This is a genomic window from Paenibacillus sp. FSL R7-0272, assembly GCF_037969905.1.
In the GTDB taxonomy this organism is placed as follows: domain Bacteria; phylum Bacillota; class Bacilli; order Paenibacillales; family Paenibacillaceae; genus Paenibacillus; species Paenibacillus polysaccharolyticus.
This window is the reverse complement of sequence record NZ_CP150221.1, coordinates 2,331,654-2,355,776: the sequence shown is the minus strand read 5'-3', so window position 1 is coordinate 2,355,776 and position 24,123 is coordinate 2,331,654. Positions and strand designations below refer to the sequence as shown.

The 24,123-nt window shown below is 35.9% G+C and carries 22 protein-coding genes; all 22 read right to left on the bottom strand.

Annotation, left to right across the window (positions count from 1 at the left end; all coding sequences use genetic code 11):
• Nucleotides 1-29: 29 nt before the first annotated feature.
• On the bottom strand, nucleotides 30-1,667 hold the full coding sequence (locus tag MKY23_RS10485; protein ID WP_339837779.1) for an ABC transporter ATP-binding protein: 1,638 nt from the start codon (nucleotides 1,665-1,667) through the stop codon (nucleotides 30-32).
• Nucleotides 1,668-1,748: 81 nt separating this feature from the next.
• On the bottom strand, nucleotides 1,749-2,168 hold the full coding sequence (locus MKY23_RS10480; protein WP_154983948.1) for a hypothetical protein: 420 nt from the start codon (nucleotides 2,166-2,168) through the stop codon (nucleotides 1,749-1,751).
• Nucleotides 2,137-3,057 carry a hypothetical protein gene (locus MKY23_RS10475; protein ID WP_154983949.1) on the bottom strand — a complete coding sequence of 307 codons (921 nt, stop codon included), beginning with the start codon at nucleotides 3,055-3,057 and terminating at the stop codon, nucleotides 2,137-2,139. The genes MKY23_RS10480 and MKY23_RS10475 overlap by 32 nt, the downstream gene beginning before the upstream one ends.
• A gap of 30 nt (nucleotides 3,058-3,087) precedes the next feature.
• The gene (locus tag MKY23_RS10470) at nucleotides 3,088-3,858 is read right to left on the bottom strand and encodes an alpha/beta hydrolase (RefSeq protein ID WP_154983950.1); all 771 of its coding nucleotides are present in this window, start codon (nucleotides 3,856-3,858) and stop codon (nucleotides 3,088-3,090) included.
• A gap of 10 nt (nucleotides 3,859-3,868) precedes the next feature.
• Nucleotides 3,869-4,687: a hypothetical protein gene (locus MKY23_RS10465; RefSeq protein ID WP_339837773.1), complete on the bottom strand. Its 819-nt coding sequence runs from the start codon at nucleotides 4,685-4,687 to the stop codon at nucleotides 3,869-3,871.
• Between the two features lie 30 nt (nucleotides 4,688-4,717).
• Complete coding sequence (locus tag MKY23_RS10460; protein ID WP_154983952.1) at nucleotides 4,718-5,590, bottom strand: glycosyltransferase family 2 protein; 873 nt, start codon at nucleotides 5,588-5,590, stop codon at nucleotides 4,718-4,720.
• A gap of 4 nt (nucleotides 5,591-5,594) precedes the next feature.
• Nucleotides 5,595-7,043: a class I adenylate-forming enzyme family protein gene (locus tag MKY23_RS10455; RefSeq protein WP_339837769.1), complete on the bottom strand. Its 1,449-nt coding sequence runs from the start codon at nucleotides 7,041-7,043 to the stop codon at nucleotides 5,595-5,597.
• Between the two features lies 1 nt (nucleotide 7,044).
• On the bottom strand, nucleotides 7,045-7,290 hold the full coding sequence (locus tag MKY23_RS10450; RefSeq protein WP_154983954.1) for a phosphopantetheine-binding protein: 246 nt from the start codon (nucleotides 7,288-7,290) through the stop codon (nucleotides 7,045-7,047).
• 24 nt (nucleotides 7,291-7,314) lie between these two features.
• A complete protein-coding gene (locus MKY23_RS10445; protein ID WP_186812288.1) occupies nucleotides 7,315-8,334 on the bottom strand; it encodes a glycosyltransferase family 2 protein in 1,020 nt (339 codons plus the stop codon).
• A 5-nt stretch (nucleotides 8,335-8,339) separates the two neighbouring features.
• On the bottom strand, nucleotides 8,340-9,212 hold the full coding sequence (locus MKY23_RS10440; protein WP_339837765.1) for a glycosyltransferase family 2 protein: 873 nt from the start codon (nucleotides 9,210-9,212) through the stop codon (nucleotides 8,340-8,342).
• A gap of 32 nt (nucleotides 9,213-9,244) precedes the next feature.
• Entirely contained in the window at nucleotides 9,245-10,348 is a 1,104-nt protein-coding gene (locus MKY23_RS10435) for a glycosyltransferase (protein ID WP_339837762.1), read from the bottom strand.
• Nucleotides 10,345-11,706, bottom strand: coding sequence for a UDP-glucose/GDP-mannose dehydrogenase family protein (locus MKY23_RS10430; protein ID WP_154983958.1), 1,362 nt, complete (start codon nucleotides 11,704-11,706; stop codon nucleotides 10,345-10,347). The genes MKY23_RS10435 and MKY23_RS10430 overlap by 4 nt, the downstream gene beginning before the upstream one ends.
• A gap of 74 nt (nucleotides 11,707-11,780) precedes the next feature.
• Nucleotides 11,781-12,053, bottom strand: coding sequence for a phosphopantetheine-binding protein (locus MKY23_RS10425; protein ID WP_186812289.1), 273 nt, complete (start codon nucleotides 12,051-12,053; stop codon nucleotides 11,781-11,783).
• Between the two features lie 53 nt (nucleotides 12,054-12,106).
• Nucleotides 12,107-12,850 carry an HAD family hydrolase gene (locus MKY23_RS10420; RefSeq protein WP_186812290.1) on the bottom strand — a complete coding sequence of 248 codons (744 nt, stop codon included), beginning with the start codon at nucleotides 12,848-12,850 and terminating at the stop codon, nucleotides 12,107-12,109.
• A 25-nt stretch (nucleotides 12,851-12,875) separates the two neighbouring features.
• Nucleotides 12,876-13,883 carry an NAD-dependent epimerase/dehydratase family protein gene (locus MKY23_RS10415; RefSeq protein ID WP_339837756.1) on the bottom strand — a complete coding sequence of 336 codons (1,008 nt, stop codon included), beginning with the start codon at nucleotides 13,881-13,883 and terminating at the stop codon, nucleotides 12,876-12,878.
• Nucleotides 13,884-13,924: 41 nt separating this feature from the next.
• Nucleotides 13,925-14,935: a glycosyltransferase gene (locus tag MKY23_RS10410; protein WP_339837754.1), complete on the bottom strand. Its 1,011-nt coding sequence runs from the start codon at nucleotides 14,933-14,935 to the stop codon at nucleotides 13,925-13,927.
• A 51-nt stretch (nucleotides 14,936-14,986) separates the two neighbouring features.
• Entirely contained in the window at nucleotides 14,987-16,156 is a 1,170-nt protein-coding gene (locus tag MKY23_RS10405; protein ID WP_154983963.1) for a radical SAM protein, read from the bottom strand.
• A 461-nt stretch (nucleotides 16,157-16,617) separates the two neighbouring features.
• Entirely contained in the window at nucleotides 16,618-17,442 is an 825-nt protein-coding gene (locus tag MKY23_RS10400) for a TrmH family RNA methyltransferase (protein WP_154983964.1), read from the bottom strand.
• 207 nt (nucleotides 17,443-17,649) lie between these two features.
• Nucleotides 17,650-19,341 (bottom strand): sugar ABC transporter, encoded by a 1,692-nt coding sequence (locus MKY23_RS10395; protein ID WP_339837750.1) that lies wholly within the window; start codon nucleotides 19,339-19,341, stop codon nucleotides 17,650-17,652.
• A gap of 124 nt (nucleotides 19,342-19,465) precedes the next feature.
• A complete protein-coding gene (locus tag MKY23_RS10390) occupies nucleotides 19,466-21,094 on the bottom strand; it encodes a response regulator (protein WP_339839361.1) in 1,629 nt (542 codons plus the stop codon).
• A gap of 26 nt (nucleotides 21,095-21,120) precedes the next feature.
• Nucleotides 21,121-22,845 (bottom strand): histidine kinase, encoded by a 1,725-nt coding sequence (locus MKY23_RS10385; protein WP_339837747.1) that lies wholly within the window; start codon nucleotides 22,843-22,845, stop codon nucleotides 21,121-21,123.
• Nucleotides 22,846-23,383: 538 nt separating this feature from the next.
• Nucleotides 23,384-24,082 (bottom strand): hypothetical protein, encoded by a 699-nt coding sequence (locus MKY23_RS10380; RefSeq protein ID WP_154886482.1) that lies wholly within the window; start codon nucleotides 24,080-24,082, stop codon nucleotides 23,384-23,386.
• Nucleotides 24,083-24,123: the final 41 nt, after the last annotated feature.

Sequence of the window (24,123 nt, the reverse complement as noted above, 5' to 3'; positions counted from 1 at the left end):
CTTGAACGTATCGTAGATCTCTCTCCTTTTCACAAGCCTACTCCTTTATCAACGTTATTAACTCCTGAATAGTCATCTATTATAGTAATTTCTCCATCTTTAAGATAGGCAATTTTGTCCACATATACTAAGCCAGAAGTTCGATGAGTGATTATAATAGTTGTTTTGTCTTTAAAATACTCATGAATTTCTTTATTTATATGTTTCTCTGTTTCGTTATCCAAAGAAGCTGTAGCCTCATCTAATATAATAATTTCTGGTTTCTTGATTAAAGTCCTAGCAATGGCGATTCTTTGCTTCTGACCTCCGGATAAATCACTCAAACTTGAACCCATCTCCGTATCAAGCCCTAGTGGTTGACTCTTAATAACTTCATCTATATGAGCACGTCTACAAGCATCCCAAATTTCATCCTCTGGTATATCATTTCCTAAGGTCAGATTATAACGAATAGTGTTATCAAAAAAGGCAAAATCCTGCATTACAATTCCAATCGAATTACGTATACTCTCATTGCTTTTATCTCTTATATTGATGCCATTTATATAAATCTCACCTGAGTACTCATCATATAATTTAAGTAACAAACCTGTGATTGTTGATTTACCTGAACCACTTTCCCCAACTATTGCAATTGTTTCCCCTTCCTGAATGACTAGATTCAATCTATTTAATACTAGACTTTTTTCATTATATCCGAAGGTTACATCCTTAAACTCAATACTTGCACTTCCTTTATTGTAAGAAGATTCAATTGAGGTAGGACCTGCGCTTTCAATCTCATGGTTCAGTAATCCCAGAGTCTTTTTGATTTTGGCCAATCTCCATGACATTTCTTTCCTACCTTTTGTTAACTCACGCAACTCCCAATTCGTGGAACCAAAATAGGCATTAATGGCTATAAATTCACCGATCGTGATTTGATTATTGTTGAGAAACACCGCACATACTGAGAACAAAGTAATAGTAGACGCTACTTGTATAAGTGCATCTACTCTGTCACCGATAAAATCAATTTTTATTTTTTTTATTGATAACCACATCATTCGTCTATACTTTTTCAAAAATTGAGCCAATACATATTTCTCAGCTGATAATAGTTTTACTTCTCTCATACCATTAGCAAACTCAATTAACCAACTTATAAAAACACCATATTCTTTTCGTGTTTCTGTTGCTTGTTTCTCAATTATATTTGATACTTTTTTGGATAACATTACAGTGATCGGCGCATAAATAAACAGAATTAAAGCAATATGAATATTGATCAAAGCAACCCAAGCAAAATAAAAACTGAAACGTATAAAGTGAAATAAAAACTCGTTAAAAAACCAGTTAATTAGATAGTAAATTTCATCCGAGTCATACATCACTACCGAAATCATATCTCCCTTTTCGGATTTATTTAGAATCTTGGCCTTTAATCTTAATAGTTTATTTAAAAGAAGTTTTTTTATATCAAACATAAAAGTTGTGTAGTGCAGCATCCATAATTTATATTCATTAAATCGAAAAATATTTTCACCAATGAACAATATAAAAAAAATCAACAAAAAAGTTGGTAATATATTTACATTTTCGTTATAGAAAACTTGATCGATTAAAACACCAAAAATTATTGGATTAACGGTTGTCAAAAGTGCAGAAAAGAACATACCTAATGTCATGATAAAAAATGTTGCACTATACGGTTTGAATAATTTCCATATGTTTTTTATGACTAATGTGTTCGAAATGTTCATCACCCCTTATTTGAAAATTTTATAGATCAGATAATCATATAAACGCTCAGTTCCCTTTCCAACATAAACTACTAACGGATCTCCAGGTTGAACTTGCTTAGTCTCTAGTAACGAAACCTCAATGCTCTTGCTATCTTCATCTGATCCGATTCTCTTAATATAACCAGTTCCCTTTAATTTTTTTTCAGTCGTCCTCCATTCAATTTCGTCACCTACTGATATTTCTCGGAGCTTTTTCTCAGAAACATTTACAACTAGCTGACCCATTTCTCCAGGATAATTTATGTTAACGATTTCTTTACTTTCGACCCATGTGTTTTTAGAAATAGAAAATAGCAAAAAACCAGTGATAACTAACACACTACATACGAATAAGGGAGTTAAAAAAATCATCTTAAAAACAGAGCCCTTTTTGTTTATCTTCATAATAAATTCCTTCACACTTTATTTTTAATTCATTTCTCAGAAAACTTAGTTTTTCAACTAAATTCTCTTCATTTTCTTTTAATTTCAACATATGTTTTTTTATATTTTGGAGGGCAGAATCATATTTTTTTGTCATCAAGCTTTTACCTGCAATTAACATTATTAACGTCCAAGAATCGATATATTTCTGGATTATGCTAATATAACTTTCTAAATTTAGGTTGACTTCTACCTCCAAACTCCGAGTAATATGTATTAGTGCGTTAAGTCTCTTTAACGGTATTTGGAGCTCATATAAAAGCTCCAATTTTGACATCCCTTCCATGTTACTCTCCAAAATTTCAAATAATATAGTTGTAAAATTGATTGATTTCAGATCAAGATTTCCGCAAAAAAAACAAAGCTCTTCAACTTTAGTTGGAGTTGTCCTATCGCTTTGTTTTTGATACCATTCTACAGGTTCATTTACCATCTTGTGAGCTTCCAAAAGAACATTTTTATGAAGGTATCCATCAAAAAAAGGATTATCATCATAAATTTTGTATGTGTCATTACATTGACCCAACACTAAAATATAATGAAACAAATGTTTCTTTTCATAATTTTCTTTTGCATATGGTAAATAGTAAGCATCACATGGAAAAATGATGGGACTGTCGCCAAGCGAAAGATGATCAATGTCTAAGTAACTTCTTGCTCTTTTTCTGTTAAAAAAACTAGATACTTTATTTTCAATTTCGTTTATCTCGTTATAGTCAAAGTACAAATTCCCATCTTTTAATTCTACACTGAATTGCCATCGATTAAGCATAGAACAATAGGTAACAATCATAGAATTTAAAAGCGCATATTTCGATATATAACAATCTACCCAAGGTAATTTCTGCATACGCACTCCCTCAATATAATTGTCTCAATTTCAAGTGTTTTGTCGAATAATCCACTCTATAGAGTTATTTATGACTTCCTCTGTCCATACTTTATCTTGAAAAGTGTGACCAGCATCTTCTATTAATGATAGTTCAACATTTTTGTATTTATCAGTTTTCATTATATTAATCAAGTCAGTAGTTTTTTCATCATTAGTACCAAATATGCACATTAGAGGTTTATTGAATTCATGTATTGGAGTAAGGAAATCTTTGTCAATGCTAACATCACGTATATATTTGACTCCGATCCACAATCCACCAAATGGAAAAACCATCGCCTTTGTATTAGGTTCTCTTACCATCTTCTTCTTTTTCAGTTCGCCATTAACGGGTAATAAAACCGGGCTCCACAACAACATGCCAGCTAGATGTTTCTTATCAAGAGACGTTTCTAATAAATTTAGAATCAATTTGGCACCGTCACTGTAACCTAGGAAAAAAACTGTGAGATTATTTCTGTAACACCCTTTTAGAAAATCTATAATACACTTTATATCCTCTAACTTTGATTCTACAGTCGTATTCCAAAATTCTCCTTCACTCAATCCTAATCCCCTGCTATCAAAGCGGAGTAATGCAATTCCGTTCTTTTCAGCTCGCTCTCCAAGTTGCACTAACATTCTCTGGTGTTCTACACGATTACCATTCAAACCATTAATCGCTATTATTACGGGATTTCCTTTTAAACTTCGTTCTGGTATATGCATAATGCCAACGACCATTTCACCTTTGACATTAATCTGAATCGGTATTTGCATTACAGCACCCTTATTCTATATTTTTTATATGATCACTGAACCAATCTACAATTAATTCAATAGTTTTATGACGCCAAATAGCATCAATCGGGAAAGATATTTTTCTCCTTGTGTCAAGCTTTCTTTCACCTAAACTACAGTTCCATTGTGAGCTTTCAAATCCTGCAACCTTATCTCCTTCTGGAATTAAATACATTGAATTTCCTTTAAAACAGTTTATTGCATCTAAAGCATCATAATGAATTAGATTAGATAAAAGCTCACATGAAAGATGTTGACCTAAGAGATTCTCAATATCCGAACCTAAAGCCCCAAAGAAAGCAATTTTTTTATCCAATTCTGGACCACCACTTAATACTTTCCTTAGATTCACACTATGCTCATTTTCTTTTAACGTTGAGCCCCAAAGATTTATAATTTCCTCTTTCTCCAAACAATATGGATTAATTCCAACAATCCCTTTAATGTCAAATGTGTTTGCAACACTAGAAAGCAAAGTGGCACTCAACCCCCGGCCTACACCATACCAAGAATCTATCCCCGTCTCTTTACACATTTTAATAACTGAAACTATATTTGAGATCAACTTATCTAACGAAATCGACTCTAATTGTCCTGTACTGTCTCCATGTCCCGATAAATCAGCCTGTACAGTTAAAAACTCAAGATCATGGAGTCTTCTTGCGATTCTACTCATGAAATAATCTGAATCACACATTGACTGTCCAAATCCGGAGAGCAAAATAACTCCGAATCTAGGTTTAATTTTTTGAGATTCCAAGATTGCAAGATGATCTTCTTCGGATTTTATCCAAGATTGGGAAATCATACTTTACCTCTTTCTTAAAATATATATTTCTCATTTATCCACTTGAAAAAAAATTGGGGTTTCTATTTTTTCTTTCCATGAAGCTTCTGGTGAAGGTTCAATTTCTTGTAATGACACCTTACCCAGCATAAAATCACCAAAAAATCTTATTATTTCATCTTTAGGATGCAACTGCTCCATAATATGGATAGATTGAATAAAATACTCTTTAAGTCTGCTCAAATCCCTGCTGTGAGCAATATGATAATTTACTGCTTGAGACGTTTTAACAAATTTTAGATTGGATTTAAAGGCTCTGTAACCCAGCTCAAAATGTTCAAATCCCCAATTTGTAAATAGTTCTGAAAAATCTCCAATTGAACTAAGCATTTCTTTACTTATTGACATGTTACCTGAAAATGTTGAGATCCAGGGCATCTTTGATTCTGTTACTCCAGCATCAAAAATGTTTCCAACAATTTTGGGGTACTTCGGAATCTTGGATTTTTTAATAAAAAAATCCGGATCCTTAAAAAACATATCACCTGCATACTCTAAGTTAGAGACATAAATTTCTCTAACTTCTCCAATAACAACCAAATTTTCTTCTGTATGCTCATCAATATGACTTTTAACAAAATCCTTACCCGGAACTCGATCAGCATCACAGAAAATAATCAGTTCAAATTTTGCTTGTTTTATCCCCATATTACGTGCTGCTGACCTACCTTTATTATTTTGTCTTAATATACTAATATCAAAATAAAAAGCAGAAAGGTCTACAAAATTTTCAACTGTTTCATCGGATCCATCATCTACAACGATAACCTCAAATGATTTATTACTCTGTTTATTTAGAGCTTGTAAAGTAATCAGAAGCTGTTCCGTCTGATTGTAAACCGGAATAATTATAGATGATCTCAAATCACTACATCTCCTTCAAGCCATAATATAATTTCAACTTATTGCGAGATACCTTTCCTGAGATTGATGGTAATTCGCTAGTCACAATAATTCGCTTTGGAACTTCATGGCTTTTTAAATGTTTCAAAGCATACTTATATATTGTATTCTCGTTAACTTTCGAATCTTCGCTTGTGACAACTACAGCAGTTATTGTTTCCGCACCTGTAGTTCTTTGTTCTACAAAGACATAGGCTGAGAAAACTCCTTCAACTTCCTCTATTTTTTTTTCGATTGCAAAAGCTGACACATTAATACCATTAATAACAATTACATCGTCTGATCTACCCATGTGATAGAAATATCCTTCACTGTCTTTATAAGCAAGATCTTTTGTACGTAATATATTTGCTCCATGAACGGCACCATCATGAAGATAACCTAGCATAATATTTTTTCCAGCTACGCATATTTCTCCAACAACATAGGGTTCTAATATCTCGTTGTCACTATTTTCATTTAGCAATCTCACTTGCACTCCGGGAAGCGCTCTACCAATAGATTCAATCTTTGAAACTAATCGATCTGAGTCCAAAAAAGTTACCCGAGAAGTTGCCTCTGTAAGTCCGTAACCACAATAAATTTTGGTATTAGGTAAGACTTTCATTGCTTCTATTAACAAATTCTTTGATGCAGGACCACCGATTACTGATATATTCCTCAAGTTTTTAAGATATACTTCTGGCTTGTATTGAAGCATAAAAGATAATATAGTTGGTACGATTGTGATGCTGCTAACTTTATATTTCTCAATTAGCGGATTAAATTTTTTCGCAAAAAATTTACTTGGTTCTAAAATTAAACACGCTCCGTATATTACAGATAACAATAATTCTGAAGTTATTGTAGAAACATGCGAAAAACTCTTAAGAGGCATCAAAATATCTTCTTCGGTAATGTTCATATAAGAGTTAATAGCTTCCACACTAAAAGACAAGTTCTGAGAAGTAAGAAGAACCCATTTTGCTGCTCCAGTACTTCCTGAGGTAGTTAGAATAAATATCACATCTTCATTAATGAGTTCCTTTGGACCACATTTACTTTCAAGTTCTATCAGAAACAAACCAGGTGCAATCTCGCTGAATTCTGATCCAGAAACTACATCCTTATTATCAGTAAGTAACCAGTTAAAATGTTGTTCATTAACATCAACGTTGTAGTCATCTGGTAAGAAACAACATACGAAGTTATTCAACAAGCATGCAAAAATAGAGTAATAGTAATGTTCTGAATTGCTTCCAAATTTCAAAGCAATTGTTTGCTTAGGCATTACATTTCTACTATCTATTAAGTTCATTATCATTTTAATCTTATTGCTAACTTCACTATAAGTTAGGTAACGATTATCATAAACAAGACAATAATTCTCTTCGTATTTTTTGAAAGAATCTTCAATCAATTTAACAAAATTCATATTAATGTTTTCCTGCAATGTAACTTGCAATAGTATCAATCGAGTACAAAGTATCGACATCAAAATCATCTTCAAACTCAAATTCAAATTTTTCTTCTAGAAGAACCATGAACTCCATTATCAGCAATGAATCTATACCATGATCATCTTGAAGAGAATCTGAGTTCTTTATTTCATTCACGTTTACAGGCGTACTCAACTCCGGAAACACTTCTCTTATTTTTTCAATGACAATACTTTTTTCCATTAATAACACCCCATATTATTTTTTTTAAAACGTTTGTTTCATTCTCTTTTCCAACATTCTCTTTTTGAAAATACTAGGACTTTTTATTAGTATTGAAAACAAAATAGAAACCAGTTGAAAAACACTTGAGACATCTTGCTTCGTTTTTAAAGCATCTCTCAAATCATTTCTGAAAAATTGTTGAGATATTTCCAGAATTTCATCCCAGTTGCGACTAACATCAGTAAGCAAAAAAATGTATTTGTTTCTTGTATAATAGAAGTTTCTTCTTTTCATATTTTTTTTAGTTGATGAATTATCACCAGAACCTACATGCTTTATTCTGCTATTGCAAACGAGCGCTGTTTTGTATCCTTTGTATCTTGCACGTCTCGAAAAATCAACCTCGTCCTGAAAGATGAAATACAGCGGATCAAATCCTCCAATTTCATTTAACAATTCATTTTTTACCATCATTGCAGCACCTTGAACGAAATAACAGTCTATATGTTTTCGGCGTGATAATACACTTTCCAAATATGCTGGTTTATTCTTCACAACATTGCTTATCTTCTTGTTCCATGAATAAAAAATATCTCTATTTCCATTTGTAAGAATATACTTAGTCCATGTGTTAATGTTCAGAAAATCCGAGGAATTATAGTCATACTGTACACATCCGTAAATTCCGTATTCGTGATTGCATTCAGCAAATTCCACTAATTCTTTTAGCCAATCTGTTTTTTCAAAACTAGTATCAGAGTTCAGGAATAATGTATAATCTGCAATATTTCTAGAAATCTCAATGCCTACATTATTCCCCTTACACCATCCAAGATTTCTTTTGTTTTGTATAATACTCACTGAAGGATAATTATCTTTAATAAACTCCACACTATCATCCGATGAATTGTTATCAATAATATGGACCTTATATCTGGTATAATCTGTATTTAGTAGTGTGTCCAAACATTTTTTTAACCATTTCTTGCTGTTGTGACATAGTACAAATAAGTAAACTAACGGTTCGCTTTTTTCTACAGGAATGTCTTTGTCAGAAAGCATATACATCATGTCACCTTCTTTGATCGTTTAACACACAACAATTCTGTGAAAACTCCGTACAACACACAGGAAAATAAGTATACTCCGCCAAATACTCTCAAAAAGTCTTTTGGCCTGAAATGTCCTAGCGTAAAAGCCCTATTTAACTCTTTTATTAACCCTTGAAAAATGGAATTTCTTCGGACCTCACTTCTTCCTTGCCAATAAGCTCGGAACGATAGATATTTAAGAGAGTATCTTTTAAAATCGACATAATGTTCAATAGCAACATCTGGAGAGAAGAACCCCTCTCCGTATGTCTGACAGTACAATCTAATGAACGAAGTATCATCACCAGATGCTAAATCAGACCCTTTTCTCCCTAATGCATAAGAAAACTCCAAATTAATTTTATTTGCTTTTTTCACATCAAAACCAAAGTTTGCACCCCAGATTTTTGTTTGTTTAGGTGAGTGAATACTAAATAATGAGGAGTATCCTTCTGGAAACCAAGAAGGCAAAGGAGGATAAGATGATGGCAGAAGTAAAGGACCTCCTACCAAATTGTATCCCTCAGCAAACAAACGTTTGTAGTGTAGAAGTACGTTTTGCACCAAAACAACGTCATCATCAAAAAAAATAACATAGTCATTCTTTGCTAGCTTCATTCCTCTATTTCTAGAAAAAGAAAGACCCACATTCGTCTCACTAATACTCAATACGTAATTAGGTGAGCTTTTCTGATGATTCTCAAGCAGTCTAGTCGGATCGTACTCTGATCCATCTAGTAAAACAATTGTTTCATCATTCTCTGAAAGAAAAGGGAGTAAAGAATCTAACATACGTATACACATATTTGGATTAATTGTACACACTAAAATGGTCAATCCCGGGTTCATATGTCCTCCATATTAATACTTCATAAAGTCCATTATTCACTTCTGGCTTCGGCCCAATGTTTCATAATCATCGAAATATTTATTTCTTTGTCGTGATTTTTTTCCAAATGAATCTGAGAAGAAGCAGCCTTTTCAGCTAACTTTCTTGGATCATCCAAAAATAATTTGATAGCTTGCATAAGTTCATCTGAATTCTCCGAATCCACAATATATCCATATTCCCCGTTATTAAGAATTTCTGGTACTCCAGAAACGTTTGTTGCTATACTTGGCAGATGAAATGATAGCGCTTCTAATAACGAATGTGGTTGGCCTTCAAATCTGCTTGGCAATATAAATAAATCATAATTACTTAGTACTTTTAAGATATTTTCCTTCCACCCAAGGAAATGTATTAGATGTTCCACGTTTAACTTCTTTGACAATTGGATATAATCATCCTTTTTTTCTCCATCTCCATAGATCGAGAAATCGATTAAAGATTTTAGTTGGTCCGGAAGTTTACTGATTGCATGAATCAAAATATCAATACCCTTTTGTTCTGATAGCCTTGCTACAGTTACTGCTTTATACTTGGGTTTCGGAAAACTCTTTTTAGCTACTGATTTATTCACCTCAACAAAATTAGAAATCCGTATAACATTATCCATCGAAAGCTTGTAATGATTTTCAAGTATTGAAAAATTATCTTGACTTAACACAAAAACTTTATAAGCTTTTTTGTAAAAGAATTTAATTTCTTTAAGTTGTTCTTTATCTATGATCAATTTGTTAGATACCAAAGCTTCTGTGAATAGTAAGGGGACATTTAAATCAAGTGCAACTTTCCTTGGGATAATTGCACTTCTAGGTGACCCTAAAAAAACATGCATTAAATCTGGAGCAAACGATGTGACTACATCTTGAACAACTTGATAAATTTCTTTATAAGTAGCACTGCTTCTATAAAGTTTTTCTCTTATGACCCTGATACCTAAATTAACTAAATTGTTATATAAGGGTATGGTCGATTGATTATTATCCATAAGAATCAAAAGATTATAACCTTGATTTCTAGCAAATTGGGCAACTTCTAAAAGATAAGTACCCAGCCCTCCCATTATTGTTGCATCTGTTACAAGAATTACATTTTTCATAACTTCACAGTTTCGATACTTTCAGTTTCTAACTTATAGTTATAAATTGAATTTCTACCCATACAATGATATTGTATATCAACAGTTTTCATATATTCATAGTTCAAACAATTTCTACCATCAAAAATAATTGGATGTTTCATATTTTCTACAAGGGTATTAATATCTGACTCTACAATCTCATTCCACTCAGTAATAATGATGCAAGCATCACTGTTTGCAACCGCATCGTAATGATTTGAGTAGTATTTTATGCGTTCATCAAATATCCCCTTAATAGAATTCAATGCAACTGGATCAAAGACATTAATATCAGCATCTAGCAATAAGAGTTGTTCAATCAGTTTAATGGATGGCGCATTTCTTATATCACTTGTGTCTGGTTTAAAGGACAAACCAAGAATAGTTATTTGCTTTCCTTTTAATTCACCAAATGTTTGTAACATTTTATTAATTAAAAGGAGCGGTTGTCGATCATTAGTTTCAATGACCGCTTTCAACAGCTTAAAATCATGATTGTTCTTTCCAGCTAAAGTGCATAAGTCTTCTGTATCTTTCGGGAAACATGAACCTCCATAACCAACCCCAGCCTTGAGGAAATGTTTACCAATTCTTTGGTCACTTCCTATTCCTTCTGCTACATGAACAACATCAGCACCAACTTGTTCACATATAGAAGCAATATCATTAATAAAGGAGATTTTCATAGCCAAGAATGCATTAGCCGTATTTTTTATCATTTCCGAGCTTTCATAACTCGTATTGATGATTTTATCGGAAAAAGATTGATAAACATCGACCAGTTCATTTTCTTGTGATAGATCATTCGAACCTATAACTATCCTTTCAGGATTCAAGCAATCATAAACTGCAGTCCCTTGTCTTAAAAATTCAGGATTTGAAAACATCTTATAATTTACACCTAAAATCAATCCGTACTTTTTTTCTAGATAAGTAATCAATTTCCTAGTTGTTCCTGCTGGAATTGTACTTTTGACAACAATTATTTTTTGTTGATTTAAATACTCTCCTATATTGTCAACTGCTTCGTATACATATGATAAATCCATCTGTCCATAATTGTTTGTAGGAGTACCTACTGTTATAAATACGATGTCACTTTGTTCTATTGCATACTTGATATCTGAAGTAAATGTTAATGTTCCATCATTTGAATGCTTTAAACAGAGTTCACTCAGACCTGGTTCATAAAAAGGTAAAACGCCTTTTGAAAGATTCTTTATCCTGTCAGAATCCACATCTGCACAAATGACTTCATTTCCATAAGATGCAAAACAACTTCCTGTCACCAACCCGACATAACCAGTACCAATAATAGATATTTTAACCATTTTCATTCCCTCTCTTATAACCTCAAAGTTATTAAGAATTAGTTAGAAAATAAACCTGCAAAATCTGACCCTCAGTGTAGTTATTCCTGTTTATTAGCCAGCATAATTTCTTTGCTTGATATATAATCCATGAAATTTTTAATAGAACTTAGTTTTTCCATTGTGAGAACCTCATCGTCAAACTCGGTATCAGTCTCAATCTCAAGTGATACAACTAAACGAATAAACGCTAATGAATCCATACCAATTTCCCATAGATTCTCATTAATATCTACTTCGTTTACTGACTTTACAAGATGTTGTCCAACTTCTTTTTCCAAGGAGGATTTAACGATCTCTTCGATTTGTTTCATTGGTTTACACTCCTCATCATATATCGTATTCTTAATGGACTTTTCAGGAATATTTATACTGAAAGGTCGCATATTCTAGCCACAGTGTATGTGGGTTCAAGCTTTTTTTCAGCTAAAAATGCTTCATTTAAATTTGCTCTTTCAGTAATAATTTGATTATGCCTATTTTGCCACTCTTCACTAAGTTGCTCATGAGTTAACAATAACTGAGGTGCGTTATATTTTATCCAAACAGTGTCAAAGCCAAGTAAGTGAGCTGGAAAAATATCGTTATCAATTCTGTCTCCTACCATTATTGATCGCTCAGGAGTTGTATTCGTTCTCTTCAATGCTTCTTGAAAAATACGTGCATCAGGTTTGGGTATATCATACTCACAGTCAAGTAATATTTGATCCATTAGTGCAGTAACTCTATATTTATCTAATGATTCTCTTATCAGAATCGGTTGATTTGCGATAATTGCCAGTTTGTTTTTTTGAGACAGCTTTTTCAAAAACTCAATAGAACCATCTATAGGAAAGATCAATTTGTCCCAGTCATGCAATACTTTTCTCCAAGCGAATTCTGTAACAAACCGTTCCTCCATTGATGTGCGAAATAACACTTTATACCAATCATATTGATTATTTTTTTTTTGCTCTTGCCAACATTGGAAGAAATCTTCTATATCTAATCCTCTTTTAGCATTGAGCTTCTTGAAAATATTAAAATAAAAATATGATTCCACTGGAGTGTCATGAAATATTACATTTCCTATATCAAGGAAAACTACGTCGTATTGAGTTAAATCTATCAAGATAGCACCAACTTCTTAATTTGAATTAAAATATACGTTCGGTCCAAGTACTTGGTGTCGATTCATTGTTAATTTCAATATTCACTAAATCATAGTCGAATTCTCTTGAACCTTTTCCCTTAATATCTTCGATCATTTTTGTTAAACCGGCTCTCAATGTAGTCTTCGTTTCATAACCAACTAGTTTTCTAGCTTTATCGGCTAGGCATGTTGCGTATTTCACTTCTAGTGGTCGATCTGGAACATATATTGGTTCAAACGGCCAATCCATCAACTCAGAAATCGTTTTTGCAAGTTCATTAATAGTAACAAACTCTTCGTCAGGACCAATATTGATAATTTCTCCTACAACATCTTCTTGTAATACAATACGTTCAAGACAATATATGACATCATCAATAAAAGAAAAACATCTTTTTTGATTACCATCTCCATATATAATCGGTTGCTTACCTTGCAATATTCTATTGATCATTATTCCAGCTACATTACGATAAGGATCATCGTATTTTTGTCTAGGACCTATGATATTATGAGGAACCACAATATTGTATTCAATTCCGTTTAGCGGCATTAATTGTTGTATTACTTGTTCTGCAGCAAATTTTGCAATCGCATATGGTACTCTTGGATTGCAAGTCATCTCCTCATGAAAAGGCAATACTTCTTGCTCACCATAACGTGACATGCTTGAACAATATACAAACCGCTTAACCTTATTATGAATAGCAGCACTAACAACACTCATTGTATTTTGAAAAGTATTATTTGTTATATACCAAGGCGAAAATACTGAAAGTCCGTCGTGTGCGGTGCATGCGGCATGAAATACAACATCACAATTCTTCATATGCTCTCTCATTGAATCAATGTCATTACAATCAACATTATAAAATTCAACTTTGTCATCAACGTTATCAATTGAACCTCCTGCCAGGTTATCAACACCAACAACGCTATGCCCTAAACTAATCATACGATCTGCTAAATGGCTCCCTAAAAAGCCAGCTACTCCAGTAATAAATATTTTCATGTTTTATTTATCACCTTTCAATTCAAATTATAAAAACTAATTTACCAAGTGTGACCGTGCAGTACTTTCTCATACAACTGTAAGTATTGTTCAGATATTTTTAAGTAATCCCAATCCTCCAGACCATTTCTATAAACATCACTAGGAAGTGGTAAATTTTTAATAATACCCCTTGCTGCTTCCTGGGTAACCACCTCTAAATCATCTATTACTTTCCCTACCCTAGGAACTATTTCTGACAAGCACCCATTTGAAGATGAAATAACAGGTGTACCACAGGCTGCTGCCTCTGAGACCACAGTAGAACCTGGTTCCACCCATGTTCTACCAGCTGGGCCTGTTACACTATTAGAGAAAACCAATATAGCTTTACTTCTTGACAACAATTCAAGGCGTTTTTCTCCACCTACCTCACCTACATACCTTACTGTTTTCTTGTATCTGCTCATAATTGCTTCAAAATATTCCTTTTCCCAAACTGGCCCAGCAATCACTAATTTTAATCCGGCTTTTTCAGCAAAAGATGCTGCCTCGTATGCACCCTTCCAATCTGAAACTCTACCTAGAAAGAGTAAATAATTACTTTTATTTTCTGTAAAAACGTAGTTATTAGGATTTACTGGATGCCTTATAAAAGGTACATTAGGCATTCCAATATCTTTTGCGTGAGCTTGTGAAGCTGCAACAATATTTTTTTTTCGCAAAGGTACGCTCGACAAATAGTGACTGTTTATAACTTTCCAATTGAACTGATTAAAGTTTTCATTAAACTCTTCGCCTCTGCATGTATGATCATGGACGATATCATATTTACCTTCATTTTCCTCTAACCACTTTTCAATATCTTTAATTTCACCATGAGGTAATACTGTTAATTTCGGATGAGTTTCAGGGCTGCCTGGTGCACCTAGCAGAGTAACAGAATGCCCAAGCTCAAGCATCCCGTCCATTAAATTTTTTACAATCCATTGTATACCACCATAATTTTGGGGTGGAACCGTTATCCACTTATTTTCACCAAGCCATGGCGCTTTAAAAGGAATGTTTATCATTACAATATTCACTATTCAACCGTGCTCCTCATAAAAATATTGTAAAACGATTTACGACTCAACAGGTCTATAGTTATTCAGGAAACAATATACATTAGGGATCCTATTATAGACATACATCACACGCTTATTGATAATTGCTTCTGGAATTTTAGGTTCAAGTTTCATAGCTTTTGTTTTTTCTTTAGCATTGAATCCATGTAGGTATACCCATTCAAATTTGTGTTTCTCAAGAAAACGCCAGCTTTCCAAAAATTCTTCATTTGTTTCTGAAGGAAATCCTGCAATAATATCAGCACCTATTCTAATTTCAGGAAAGCATTTTTGGAAAAACTCTAACTTTTCAGACATTTGATCAACATCATAGATTCTGTTCATTAATTTTAATACTCTTTGATTAGCTGACTGAACAGGAAGGTGAATATAATAAACACTTTTCTTTTGAACAAAACTCACAATGTCATCAAAACAATTAATGAAAGCGGTAGGATATAAATCAGGTAAATCGATATAAAAATCTTCTTCAATTTTTTCTAATTCATTCAATAGAGTACCTAAATTCTCGCCAATATCTTGTCCCCATTCACCAAAATTTTCAGTCTGTATCCTGAAAATCTTATAACCTTTTGCAATACCAGCTTCGATGTTTTCCCTGATAGATTCTTTAGTTTCACTTCTCAACCGGCCTGTAGCTAGCCGAATAGAACAAAACGAACATCCTTGGGAACAACCTTGCGATACTCTAACTGAGTACACATCTGTGCGTAATGCTAAGTCGATGCGTGGATCCCAGCTATTAAAGTCAACTTTATCCTTTTGGATCAGCGATACAGTACTTGGATAATTCACATCAGAATATGATACTTCAGCTGATAATATTTCATTAATTGCATCAGGGTTATTTAGTGGAATATAATGGATATTGTCAAAATTCTCTCTTTTGGAAACCATTTTGGAATAACATCCAAATACAACTATCTTCTTCTCGGAATCCCCGTATAAATCAACGAATTCTTTTATACGCTCATTAGAGTCCACTTCTAACATCCCACATGAAAAGAAGAAAATTAGATCTGCATCTTCTGCTTGTTCAGATGACTCAAAGCTATTTTTTCCAAAATACTCGTAAAGTCTTTCGGCATCGAGAGAACGTCTCTCACAAGTATTATCTGCAAAATAAAACTTTTTGGTACTACGATTAGTCATTGTTTCAACTGCCATTTTTTATTTCCTCCTTAATCCTGCTACAATTCATAGAAACGCGAACCAAATATCAAGTCCATCACATCGAAGAATTTTATTACATGAACTATTCAAGATTCTGTCTTGTATTTAATACAATTTCATTCTTGAAATTACATATACTGTGATTATAATTTGGAAAAAGGATACAAACAATTATGTCTGTAAAATAAAAGCATATTAATAATGTAAATCTTATCATATCGATTAAATCCAATTTTATGATGAGTACTAATCAGAGGTTAAAATATACACCGGATAATCCAATCACTTCAGATAACACAACTATTGGAATAAAAAAAGATGATCAATGTAAAATACAATGATCATCTTTTTCAAGTCATATTCTTTTATTCCCCTATATATTAGGAAATTTCTATAGAACTACAGACTACCAAATGACGAAGAAACCTACGTCAAAGAGTCTTAATTAAACAAATTCAGTAACCGAGATTTCTTTGCCTACTAATTTCGTAAAGAATTATTGATGTCGCACATGCTACGTTTAAGGAGGAAGCAGATCCACCCATAGGGATCTTAATCATAGAAGTACTCATTTCTTTATACTTCTGTGATAGTCCTTCGGTTTCATTACCAATTAGTAATACTGTTGGCTTGGAAAAATCATTATAGTAAATTTCCTTACTACCGATGGCACTTGTACCCACTATTTGTAGTTCAGGAAATATTCCATTTAACCCATCAATCCAATTCTGTACTTGATTTGGGGAAGACATGCGGATAATGGGAACATTAAAAAAAGAACCTGTTGTAGCACGTATGGTCTCTGAATCATATGCATCAACAGCATGACCCGTAATAATTAATCCTTGTGCGCCTAATGCATCACAAGTACGAATAATAGTTCCAAGATTTCCTCTATTAGAAGGTCTATCGAAAACCACGATGAGCATTTGATCAGTGATCGACAATCTTGAAACATCATCTTCAGGTATTTCAACGATAGCTATAATTTCAGAAGTTTCTTCTTTATCACTCAACTTTTCCATTAAATCACCATGTAATTCATAGTGATATGTTGCTCTAGAATTACTGAGAATCCCTTTTGCCCATGTAGAGAGTGGCTTATGCTTTGAATATAAAAGATTTTTAATCTTCCAATCGCTCTTCATCAATTCATTTATGTTACGAACTCCTTCAACAAAAAACTCATTATATTTATGTCGTTTGTTTCGATTACGTTTCAGGACTTCGAATCTTTGATAATCATTATTTTCTGTAAAAACATCTATTACTCTTGGCATAGCTTCTCCTATCTTCCTTTTATAATATTAGCATTTTATCATAATTCAACTAATAAGGGAAATGATCTTTATTCGCAAAAATCAGTAAAAAAGTTTAATTACAACTAAATTAAAAAAGTCATCCTCAAACAGACTGCATTGCACAGTCGGTTTATGAAGGATAACTTTTTAAAAAGCCTTATTTACTATTAAAAAACTGAATAAAAACTATTTTTTCACACTGTCGTACCATTCATTAACTTCCTGCGTAATTTGATCGCCGCCACCGGATTTCCAGGTTTGAACAAAGGTATCAAACGCATTTACTGGACTCTTACCATAGATAATCTCATTAAACGTTTGATTCTCGATTTTATTGAGATAATCCAGTTTGGACTTCATCGTTTTTGTTGTAGGACCAGTGAACATGTTTTTGAAAGAAATATCTTTCTGTTCAAGTAGCACTTTCGCTGCGTTAGGTGTCTCTTTACCATAGTTCGCGGCAACATCTTTTTCCAACTTGGTTTCCGGCTCTTTGCCATTGGCCAGATTCATCAAAGCTTTCATCTGTGCATCCGGAATACGAGCACCATCACGCACGAGCAAATAACGTACTACGTTGACATGTCCGCCATCAATGTCTTCATACCGTTTTTGTTTTCCGTTTGCATCTAATTGATAGTCATATCCTTCAAACAGACCGTTATCATATTCACTTCCTGGTTTCGGATCTGCATAATTATCAAACAGGTAGTTTTGATACGTAAAGAATGCCTCTGGGTGTTCCATGTCTTTCTTGATCAAAGTAACACCATTGACAAATGATGTACCATGGCGCATCGCTTTGCCATCAGGACCGCTTGGCATCTCAATTGGTTTCCAAACTGCACCTGGAACGTTTTTCACCGTATCATTCAGTGGCCATCCGCTCATCCAGTATGGACCGGGAATAATGCCGGCTGTGCCTGCAACGGCCGGTTCTGCCGTTTTGTTTTCATCCCACAGCGCTGCCTCCTGAGGAATATAACCTTTTGTCAGCCATTCATTCAGCTTCGTCAACCCTTGTTTCATGCCTGGGTTAACCGAACCATACTCCAGTTTACCATCTGCACCTACATTCCATTGTTGAGGTAAGGCACCATATGCGCCGAAGATCCAAGATGGATCTCCCATCCATGTATTCATGGATTTCTTGAAACCAATGCTGAGCGGTGTCACCTTGTCTGGAGCCAATCCATCCGGATTTTTGTTTTTGAATGCTTCCATTACAGCTTCCAGCTCGTCAATGGTTTTTGGCGCTTTCATATTCAGCTTGTCCAGCCAGTCTTGACGAATCCAGAGCAGATAGTCGTTGTTGTATGCGTAATCCAGTACGGGAATACCCATTCTTTTACCGTCACGGCTGTATTGATTCCATACGTTTGGATCTTGCTCCATCGCTTTTTTCCATGTGTCTGAAGCATATTTATCGAACAACGGTCCAACTTCCTGATACATACCCGAGTCAATCAAATCTTGAGCAACCAGATTGTCCGGTTGTCCAATCGTAACGATATCAGGCATTTCCTGACCGGAAGACATTGCCAAACGCAATTTTGTTGCGAATGCACTGTTCGTATCCGTCACAGACCACAGGGATTTGATATCAATACCAAATTTGTCCTTCGCCCATTTGGTAGCCACGTTATTTTCCATGGATTCGCCGTTTTTAAATTTCAGTTCCGGGTCAATCCCCCATGCCGTCGTGATCGTTACTGCCGGGTCATACTTTTCCTTGTATTCATTTTGAGCTCCTGTGGAGCTTGGTGCTGCACTCTCTTTGCTTTCATTGCCACCCGAGCACCCTGCAAGCACGACGGTCAGACACAGCGTTGTAGCGAGAAGCGACAAGAATCTCTTTTTCGTTGATTGCGCTCTCATGTTGTTCCCCCTTAAATCGTTTTGGTTACCCTTTCATTATAGGACGGGTCAGGTACATCAGCCTATGATAAGAAATCAAGATTTCTGCACCTTTGCCAACCTATATGCTCGAATGATGTTGTATTTATGCCTGATCCCGGAACTCATTCGGTGTCAGTCCATAATGTTTTTTGAACATTTTGCTGAAATATTGCGGATTTTGATATCCGAGTTCACTCGTAATCTCATATATTTTTTTATTCGTATTTTTAAGCAGATACAACGCCCGCTCCATGCGCATGCGAATCATATAATCTCCCAGGCCCTCGCCTGTCTCTGCTTTATATATTTTCGAAAGGTATACCGGATGTAAATAGACTTTATCCGCAATCATCTTCACGGAGAGGTCTTGCCCGGTGTCTCTGGTCACCAGTTCCTGCACCTGTTTAATGACATGTCTACGACTCTGTGCCCCCTCCTGATCGGACAATTCCTCCTGCAGCTTCGCCAGCATATCCATGGCCCAGCGCCTTAGCTTCTCTGGAGATTGGATCAATTGATGAGCCAGCAACAAGTCAAACCCCGCATGGTCGATCTCGTGCACCAAGTGACCCTGTTTGTGGGCGATGTACATAAAAGCATTGGTAACCGACAAGTACATCTCATACACATACTCTCTGGACAAGCAAACCTGATCCGCCGCATCAAAAACGGCATTTAACTTGGCGGCTGCTGTCTCCCATTGTTTGGTCTCCAGTAGCTGCGGCAGTACCGGTGGCTTGTACAACTCTTCAAGAGCCTGAGCCGCATCATTTTCGGGGCGCTTGTTGATGGTATTTTCCATATCCATATAGATGATCTTGTGTTCTTCCGGTCCAGAAAGAACAAGAGAACCCAGGCTTTTTCGATAAACGTTGGTGAGTTCTTTAAAAGGAAACGGAGGGGTCACAACGATGGATAAATCTCCTTGAAGATAACGCACCACATGCTCCCGGAAGGTCTCGGCGACATTACGTAATGGACTGTTAACCAACAGGGATTCTTCCGCCTGTTCCCTGTTCTGCAGGAACATCACCAAGCAATCATGTGGCCCGCGGCTGAACCAGACATGATAGGTCTCCCCGAGCACTTCTTCGGCGATATTTCCAACAGCAAAATCCATCAAATCAATGGACTGCTGATCCATGGATGCAAAACGTCCAGCAAGACGAATCAGCATCATCGCAGCAGGGTGTTCCGGCTCTATATGAAGCTCATATTGCTCTAATTGCTCGCGCAGCACTTTCGACGAAACCTCTCGGCCAAGCAGCAAATCATGCATAAGATTCTCTCTCAGAATCTTGTAATCGGATTTACGACTGTACAGCAGACGATGATATTTGTCGAACTCATCCCACTCATCCCGCAGAGAGGTAATCGCCGCTGATACCGAATTCATAAACTCATCATCATTAACAGGCTTTAAAATATAGTCAGCCGCCTGTAATTGAATTGCCTTTTTAGCATAATCAAAATCACTGTGACCTGTCAGCAGGATACAGCGCACATGAGGCCAGCGCCGGTTTACTTCCGAAATCAGATCAAGGCCTGTCATACCTGGCATGCGAATATCCGTCACGACGATGTCCACTGCATTTTCTTCCATAATATCCAGCGCTTCCTTGCCCGATGCTGCACGCAACACCGTTGTGACTCCAAGTTCCCCCCAAGGAATCGTTAACTCCAAACTTTCTGTTACATATGTTTCATCATCCACAAGCAATATATCAATCAATGTGGTCACTCCCTAGTCCCTTATATTCACTCTTTGTCTTTCAGCAGAGGTTGCTGTTCCACTGGCCATGACAAGGTCACACGAATTCCCCCGAGCTCTGATTCCGCCAGCTCAATGCCACCCTTCCCTCCATACCTGAGTTGTAACCTCTGATTCACGTTCCACAATCCGCAGCCCATCTCCTGATCCATCGTACCTGCAAGTTTGATCAGCATCGCTTCTCGCTCTTCTTGCGTCATTCCTTGACCATCATCTTCGACAATCAAAAAAAGTGTACCGTCTAGTTGCTCACCGGACACCCGGATCTCTCCGGCTTCTGCATCCGCTTCGATACCATGGATGACCGCATTTTCAACCAGAGGTTGTACGATTAGCGGAGGCACTTCAATCCGCAACATATCTTCTGGCAGGTCCAGCGTGTAGTGGATACGTTCCATACGCATACGTTGAATTTCAAGATAGTTGGTCACAAATTCAATCTCTTCAGATAACGGAACAACATCCCGCTCCTGTCTTGTGGTGTACCTGTAATACCTCGACAGATTATGCGACATAGCCACAACGGCATCGACTCGCTTCAGCTTCGCCATACTCGTAATGAACGAAAAGCAATTATAGAAGAAATGCGGGTTAATCTGTGACTGCAATTGCTTTAAGCGTGCTTCCCGGACATGGATTTGCTCAAGGTATACATGCTCAAACAACTGCTGAATCTTTTCCACCATGGAATTAAAACGTTCAGACAGAAAACTGAACTCATTTCGACCTTTGGGCTCAATACGAACCGAATAATCTTCTTGCTTCAATCGCTGGAAACCGCGAATCAGTTGCTTTACTGGTACTTGAACTTGCACATATAACAAGTACGCCGCAATACAACTCATCAGCAGCAGACAAATCATTGCAGAATAAAACAGCTGATTCGACTGGTGAATCGGTTTCAAAATATCTGAAAGCGGCATGTAATCAACCAAATACCAGCCGGTTGTACTTGATTTCACAGAATTGACCATGTATGGCTCATTTCCAATGACGATCGTGCGATTTTCTATGTCTTGCAGTGTATGGCTAGATAATTCTTTGATTAATTGATTAGTTAACGTACGATCTGATGTCCGGTTATAGATCACCCCTGTCCCTTCGCGAAAATAGAACGGGTCATGCCTGCCGTCGCCTTTGAATTTATCGAGCATGTCACGGATATTATCGCTATCGAACTCCAGCTTGATAATCGTTTCTGCATTCTCCGCAGGATTCTCGATGCCATAAGGTGACACCGTAATCCAGCTGAATTTGAACCGATCATTTTGCCCGTCCTTAATCTTGTGCACATCCCAGCCAGAGATGAGGCTTTCTTTTAAAGCCTGCTTGTCATAAGTACGGGCATCCCGTTCCGAGATCACCCTGCCAAGCGATGGAGAGTACAGATATAATTTGGTCTCCCAGTTAGAAGAGCTTTCCTGGATACTCAGCTTGTTCTGGATTCGCTTGACGAGATTGATGGCATCCAGATCAAAATAACGGCTCTCCGCAAATATGCGCCGAAAGCTTGCAATATCGGGGTCATGAATCAGCAGGTTCGGCCAAGACGATAATAATTCAATATGGGTATTGACCTGATTCTGGAAAAATTCAAGCTGATTGCTGTTCGAACGATTAAGCTCAGTCCTTAGTACGGCTGTTGTTTTATGATTGGAATACCAGTACAGGAGCACAACGGGAATAAGCATGATCAGAATTAAAATGACCATCTTTGAAAACAGATTTGTCCGGTATGACATGGAAGTTTCATCTCGCTTTATTTGTTTTTTTACTTTTACTATAGAAGTGGAACTAACGATTCAATCCACTCCGATGACAGAATAACCTTCCATTCGCTGTTATCCCCAGATTTTTTGATTCCTTTTTAAAAAAGGGGAAATCCGGTGATAAAGGCGACCGCTTCGCTTTTCCAGGTTTTTTCTGTCCTCTCCGTTAACGTGTAAAAAAGAGTTAACTTATATCGTGACATTAATTGTAATCAAATTGGTTGTAAATACAATCTATTTCTTGAACGAGGGCAAACCAAATCAATAGAGTGCCCCACTATCCATTTTAAGCGTTAAAGCCCCTATGAAAAAGGAGATAAAACCAATTTATCAGCACTAAATTCAACTTCTGTTCACGAAAAAAACCGGCATATCTGCCGGTTCCGTCCGTATAAGCAAAGCTTGTTTTTTTATGTTTTCCTTCTGCAAGTGATTCATTATATATGTTATGTACTTGAAACTAGAGTCTGTTTATCACGAACTAAGGAATGTCATAATCAAAAACCGTATTTCTTCCATCGACTTCCACATCTAATACAATATCCTTCAATCTGCCCCTCACTTCGAGCGGGCTTTCCGCCACACCTGAAAATTCAAGTGTACCCGTGAATGTCTTCCTCGGCTCAATCCGAATCGGTCTCGCCTCTAGATGAACCGACTGTAATGATTCGGACAGCGGATCATCCTGATTTGAATAGCTTCCATACAAATCAGGTTTAACCATTACAGCAACCGCAGAGTTACTGTAATTTTTCAGCGTCAATTCACAGGTTGCCAAGGCATATCCATTAGATGACACATCATAGGTGCATGAGCTGTCATTCTGCATGTAAGATATGCTATTCATACCTGTTGCTCCCCATTTCACCACGTACATCAACTTGTCTGTCATAAATGAATAACAGAGTATGATAGCCAAAACAGCAATCCATAACGTTTTTGCCACAAGTGGAAACGTACACATGATCTCTTTACGCGTAAGATAATATCCACAGGCAAGCATTCCAAGTCCAAAGTACATCGTGATGTGTACACCACTTAAATAGGATGTGGTATACGGAGAAATACCAATGAATAATAACAGCGAATCCCCTACTGAGAAACCGAGATGATGTTTAAAGGTAAAGATGATGGCAAACAGCAATAATCCCCCTGAGAACACAAGCCTGGTTCTCGACACGAAAGCACCTCCTAATCAACCACCTGATTATATCATATTTT

What these genes read in the sequence shown, in the direction of transcription:
- MKY23_RS10425 (WP_186812289.1), bottom strand. Translation starts at nt 12,053, where the DNA reads ATGAAACAAATCGAAGAGATCGTTAAATCCTCCTTGGAAAAAGAAGTT.
- MKY23_RS10395 (WP_339837750.1), bottom strand. Translation starts at nt 19,341, where the DNA reads ATGAGAGCGCAATCAACGAAAAAGAGATTCTTGTCGCTTCTCGCTACA.
- MKY23_RS10435 (WP_339837762.1), bottom strand. Translation starts at nt 10,348, where the DNA reads ATGAAAAATGTAATTCTTGTAACAGATGCAACAATAATGGGAGGGCTG.
- MKY23_RS10405 (WP_154983963.1), bottom strand. Translation starts at nt 16,156, where the DNA reads ATGGCAGTTGAAACAATGACTAATCGTAGTACCAAAAAGTTTTATTTT.
- MKY23_RS10475 (WP_154983949.1), bottom strand. Translation starts at nt 3,057, where the DNA reads ATGCAGAAATTACCTTGGGTAGATTGTTATATATCGAAATATGCGCTT.
- MKY23_RS10445 (WP_186812288.1), bottom strand. Translation starts at nt 8,334, where the DNA reads ATGCTTTCTGACAAAGACATTCCTGTAGAAAAAAGCGAACCGTTAGTT.
- MKY23_RS10400 (WP_154983964.1), bottom strand. Translation starts at nt 17,442, where the DNA reads ATGCCAAGAGTAATAGATGTTTTTACAGAAAATAATGATTATCAAAGA.
- MKY23_RS10385 (WP_339837747.1), bottom strand. Translation starts at nt 22,845, where the DNA reads ATGGTCATTTTAATTCTGATCATGCTTATTCCCGTTGTGCTCCTGTAC.
- MKY23_RS10480 (WP_154983948.1), bottom strand. Translation starts at nt 2,168, where the DNA reads ATGAAGATAAACAAAAAGGGCTCTGTTTTTAAGATGATTTTTTTAACT.
- MKY23_RS10455 (WP_339837769.1), bottom strand. Translation starts at nt 7,043, where the DNA reads ATGAATTTTGTTAAATTGATTGAAGATTCTTTCAAAAAATACGAAGAG.
- MKY23_RS10430 (WP_154983958.1), bottom strand. Translation starts at nt 11,706, where the DNA reads ATGAAAATGGTTAAAATATCTATTATTGGTACTGGTTATGTCGGGTTG.
- MKY23_RS10415 (WP_339837756.1), bottom strand. Translation starts at nt 13,883, where the DNA reads ATGAAAATATTTATTACTGGAGTAGCTGGCTTTTTAGGGAGCCATTTA.
- MKY23_RS10465 (WP_339837773.1), bottom strand. Translation starts at nt 4,687, where the DNA reads ATGATTTCCCAATCTTGGATAAAATCCGAAGAAGATCATCTTGCAATC.
- MKY23_RS10450 (WP_154983954.1), bottom strand. Translation starts at nt 7,290, where the DNA reads ATGGAAAAAAGTATTGTCATTGAAAAAATAAGAGAAGTGTTTCCGGAG.
- MKY23_RS10485 (WP_339837779.1), bottom strand. Translation starts at nt 1,667, where the DNA reads ATGACATTAGGTATGTTCTTTTCTGCACTTTTGACAACCGTTAATCCA.
- MKY23_RS10410 (WP_339837754.1), bottom strand. Translation starts at nt 14,935, where the DNA reads ATGATAAACATTCCTTTTAAAGCGCCATGGCTTGGTGAAAATAAGTGG.
- MKY23_RS10470 (WP_154983950.1), bottom strand. Translation starts at nt 3,858, where the DNA reads ATGCAAATACCGATTCAGATTAATGTCAAAGGTGAAATGGTCGTTGGC.
- MKY23_RS10440 (WP_339837765.1), bottom strand. Translation starts at nt 9,212, where the DNA reads ATGAACCCGGGATTGACCATTTTAGTGTGTACAATTAATCCAAATATG.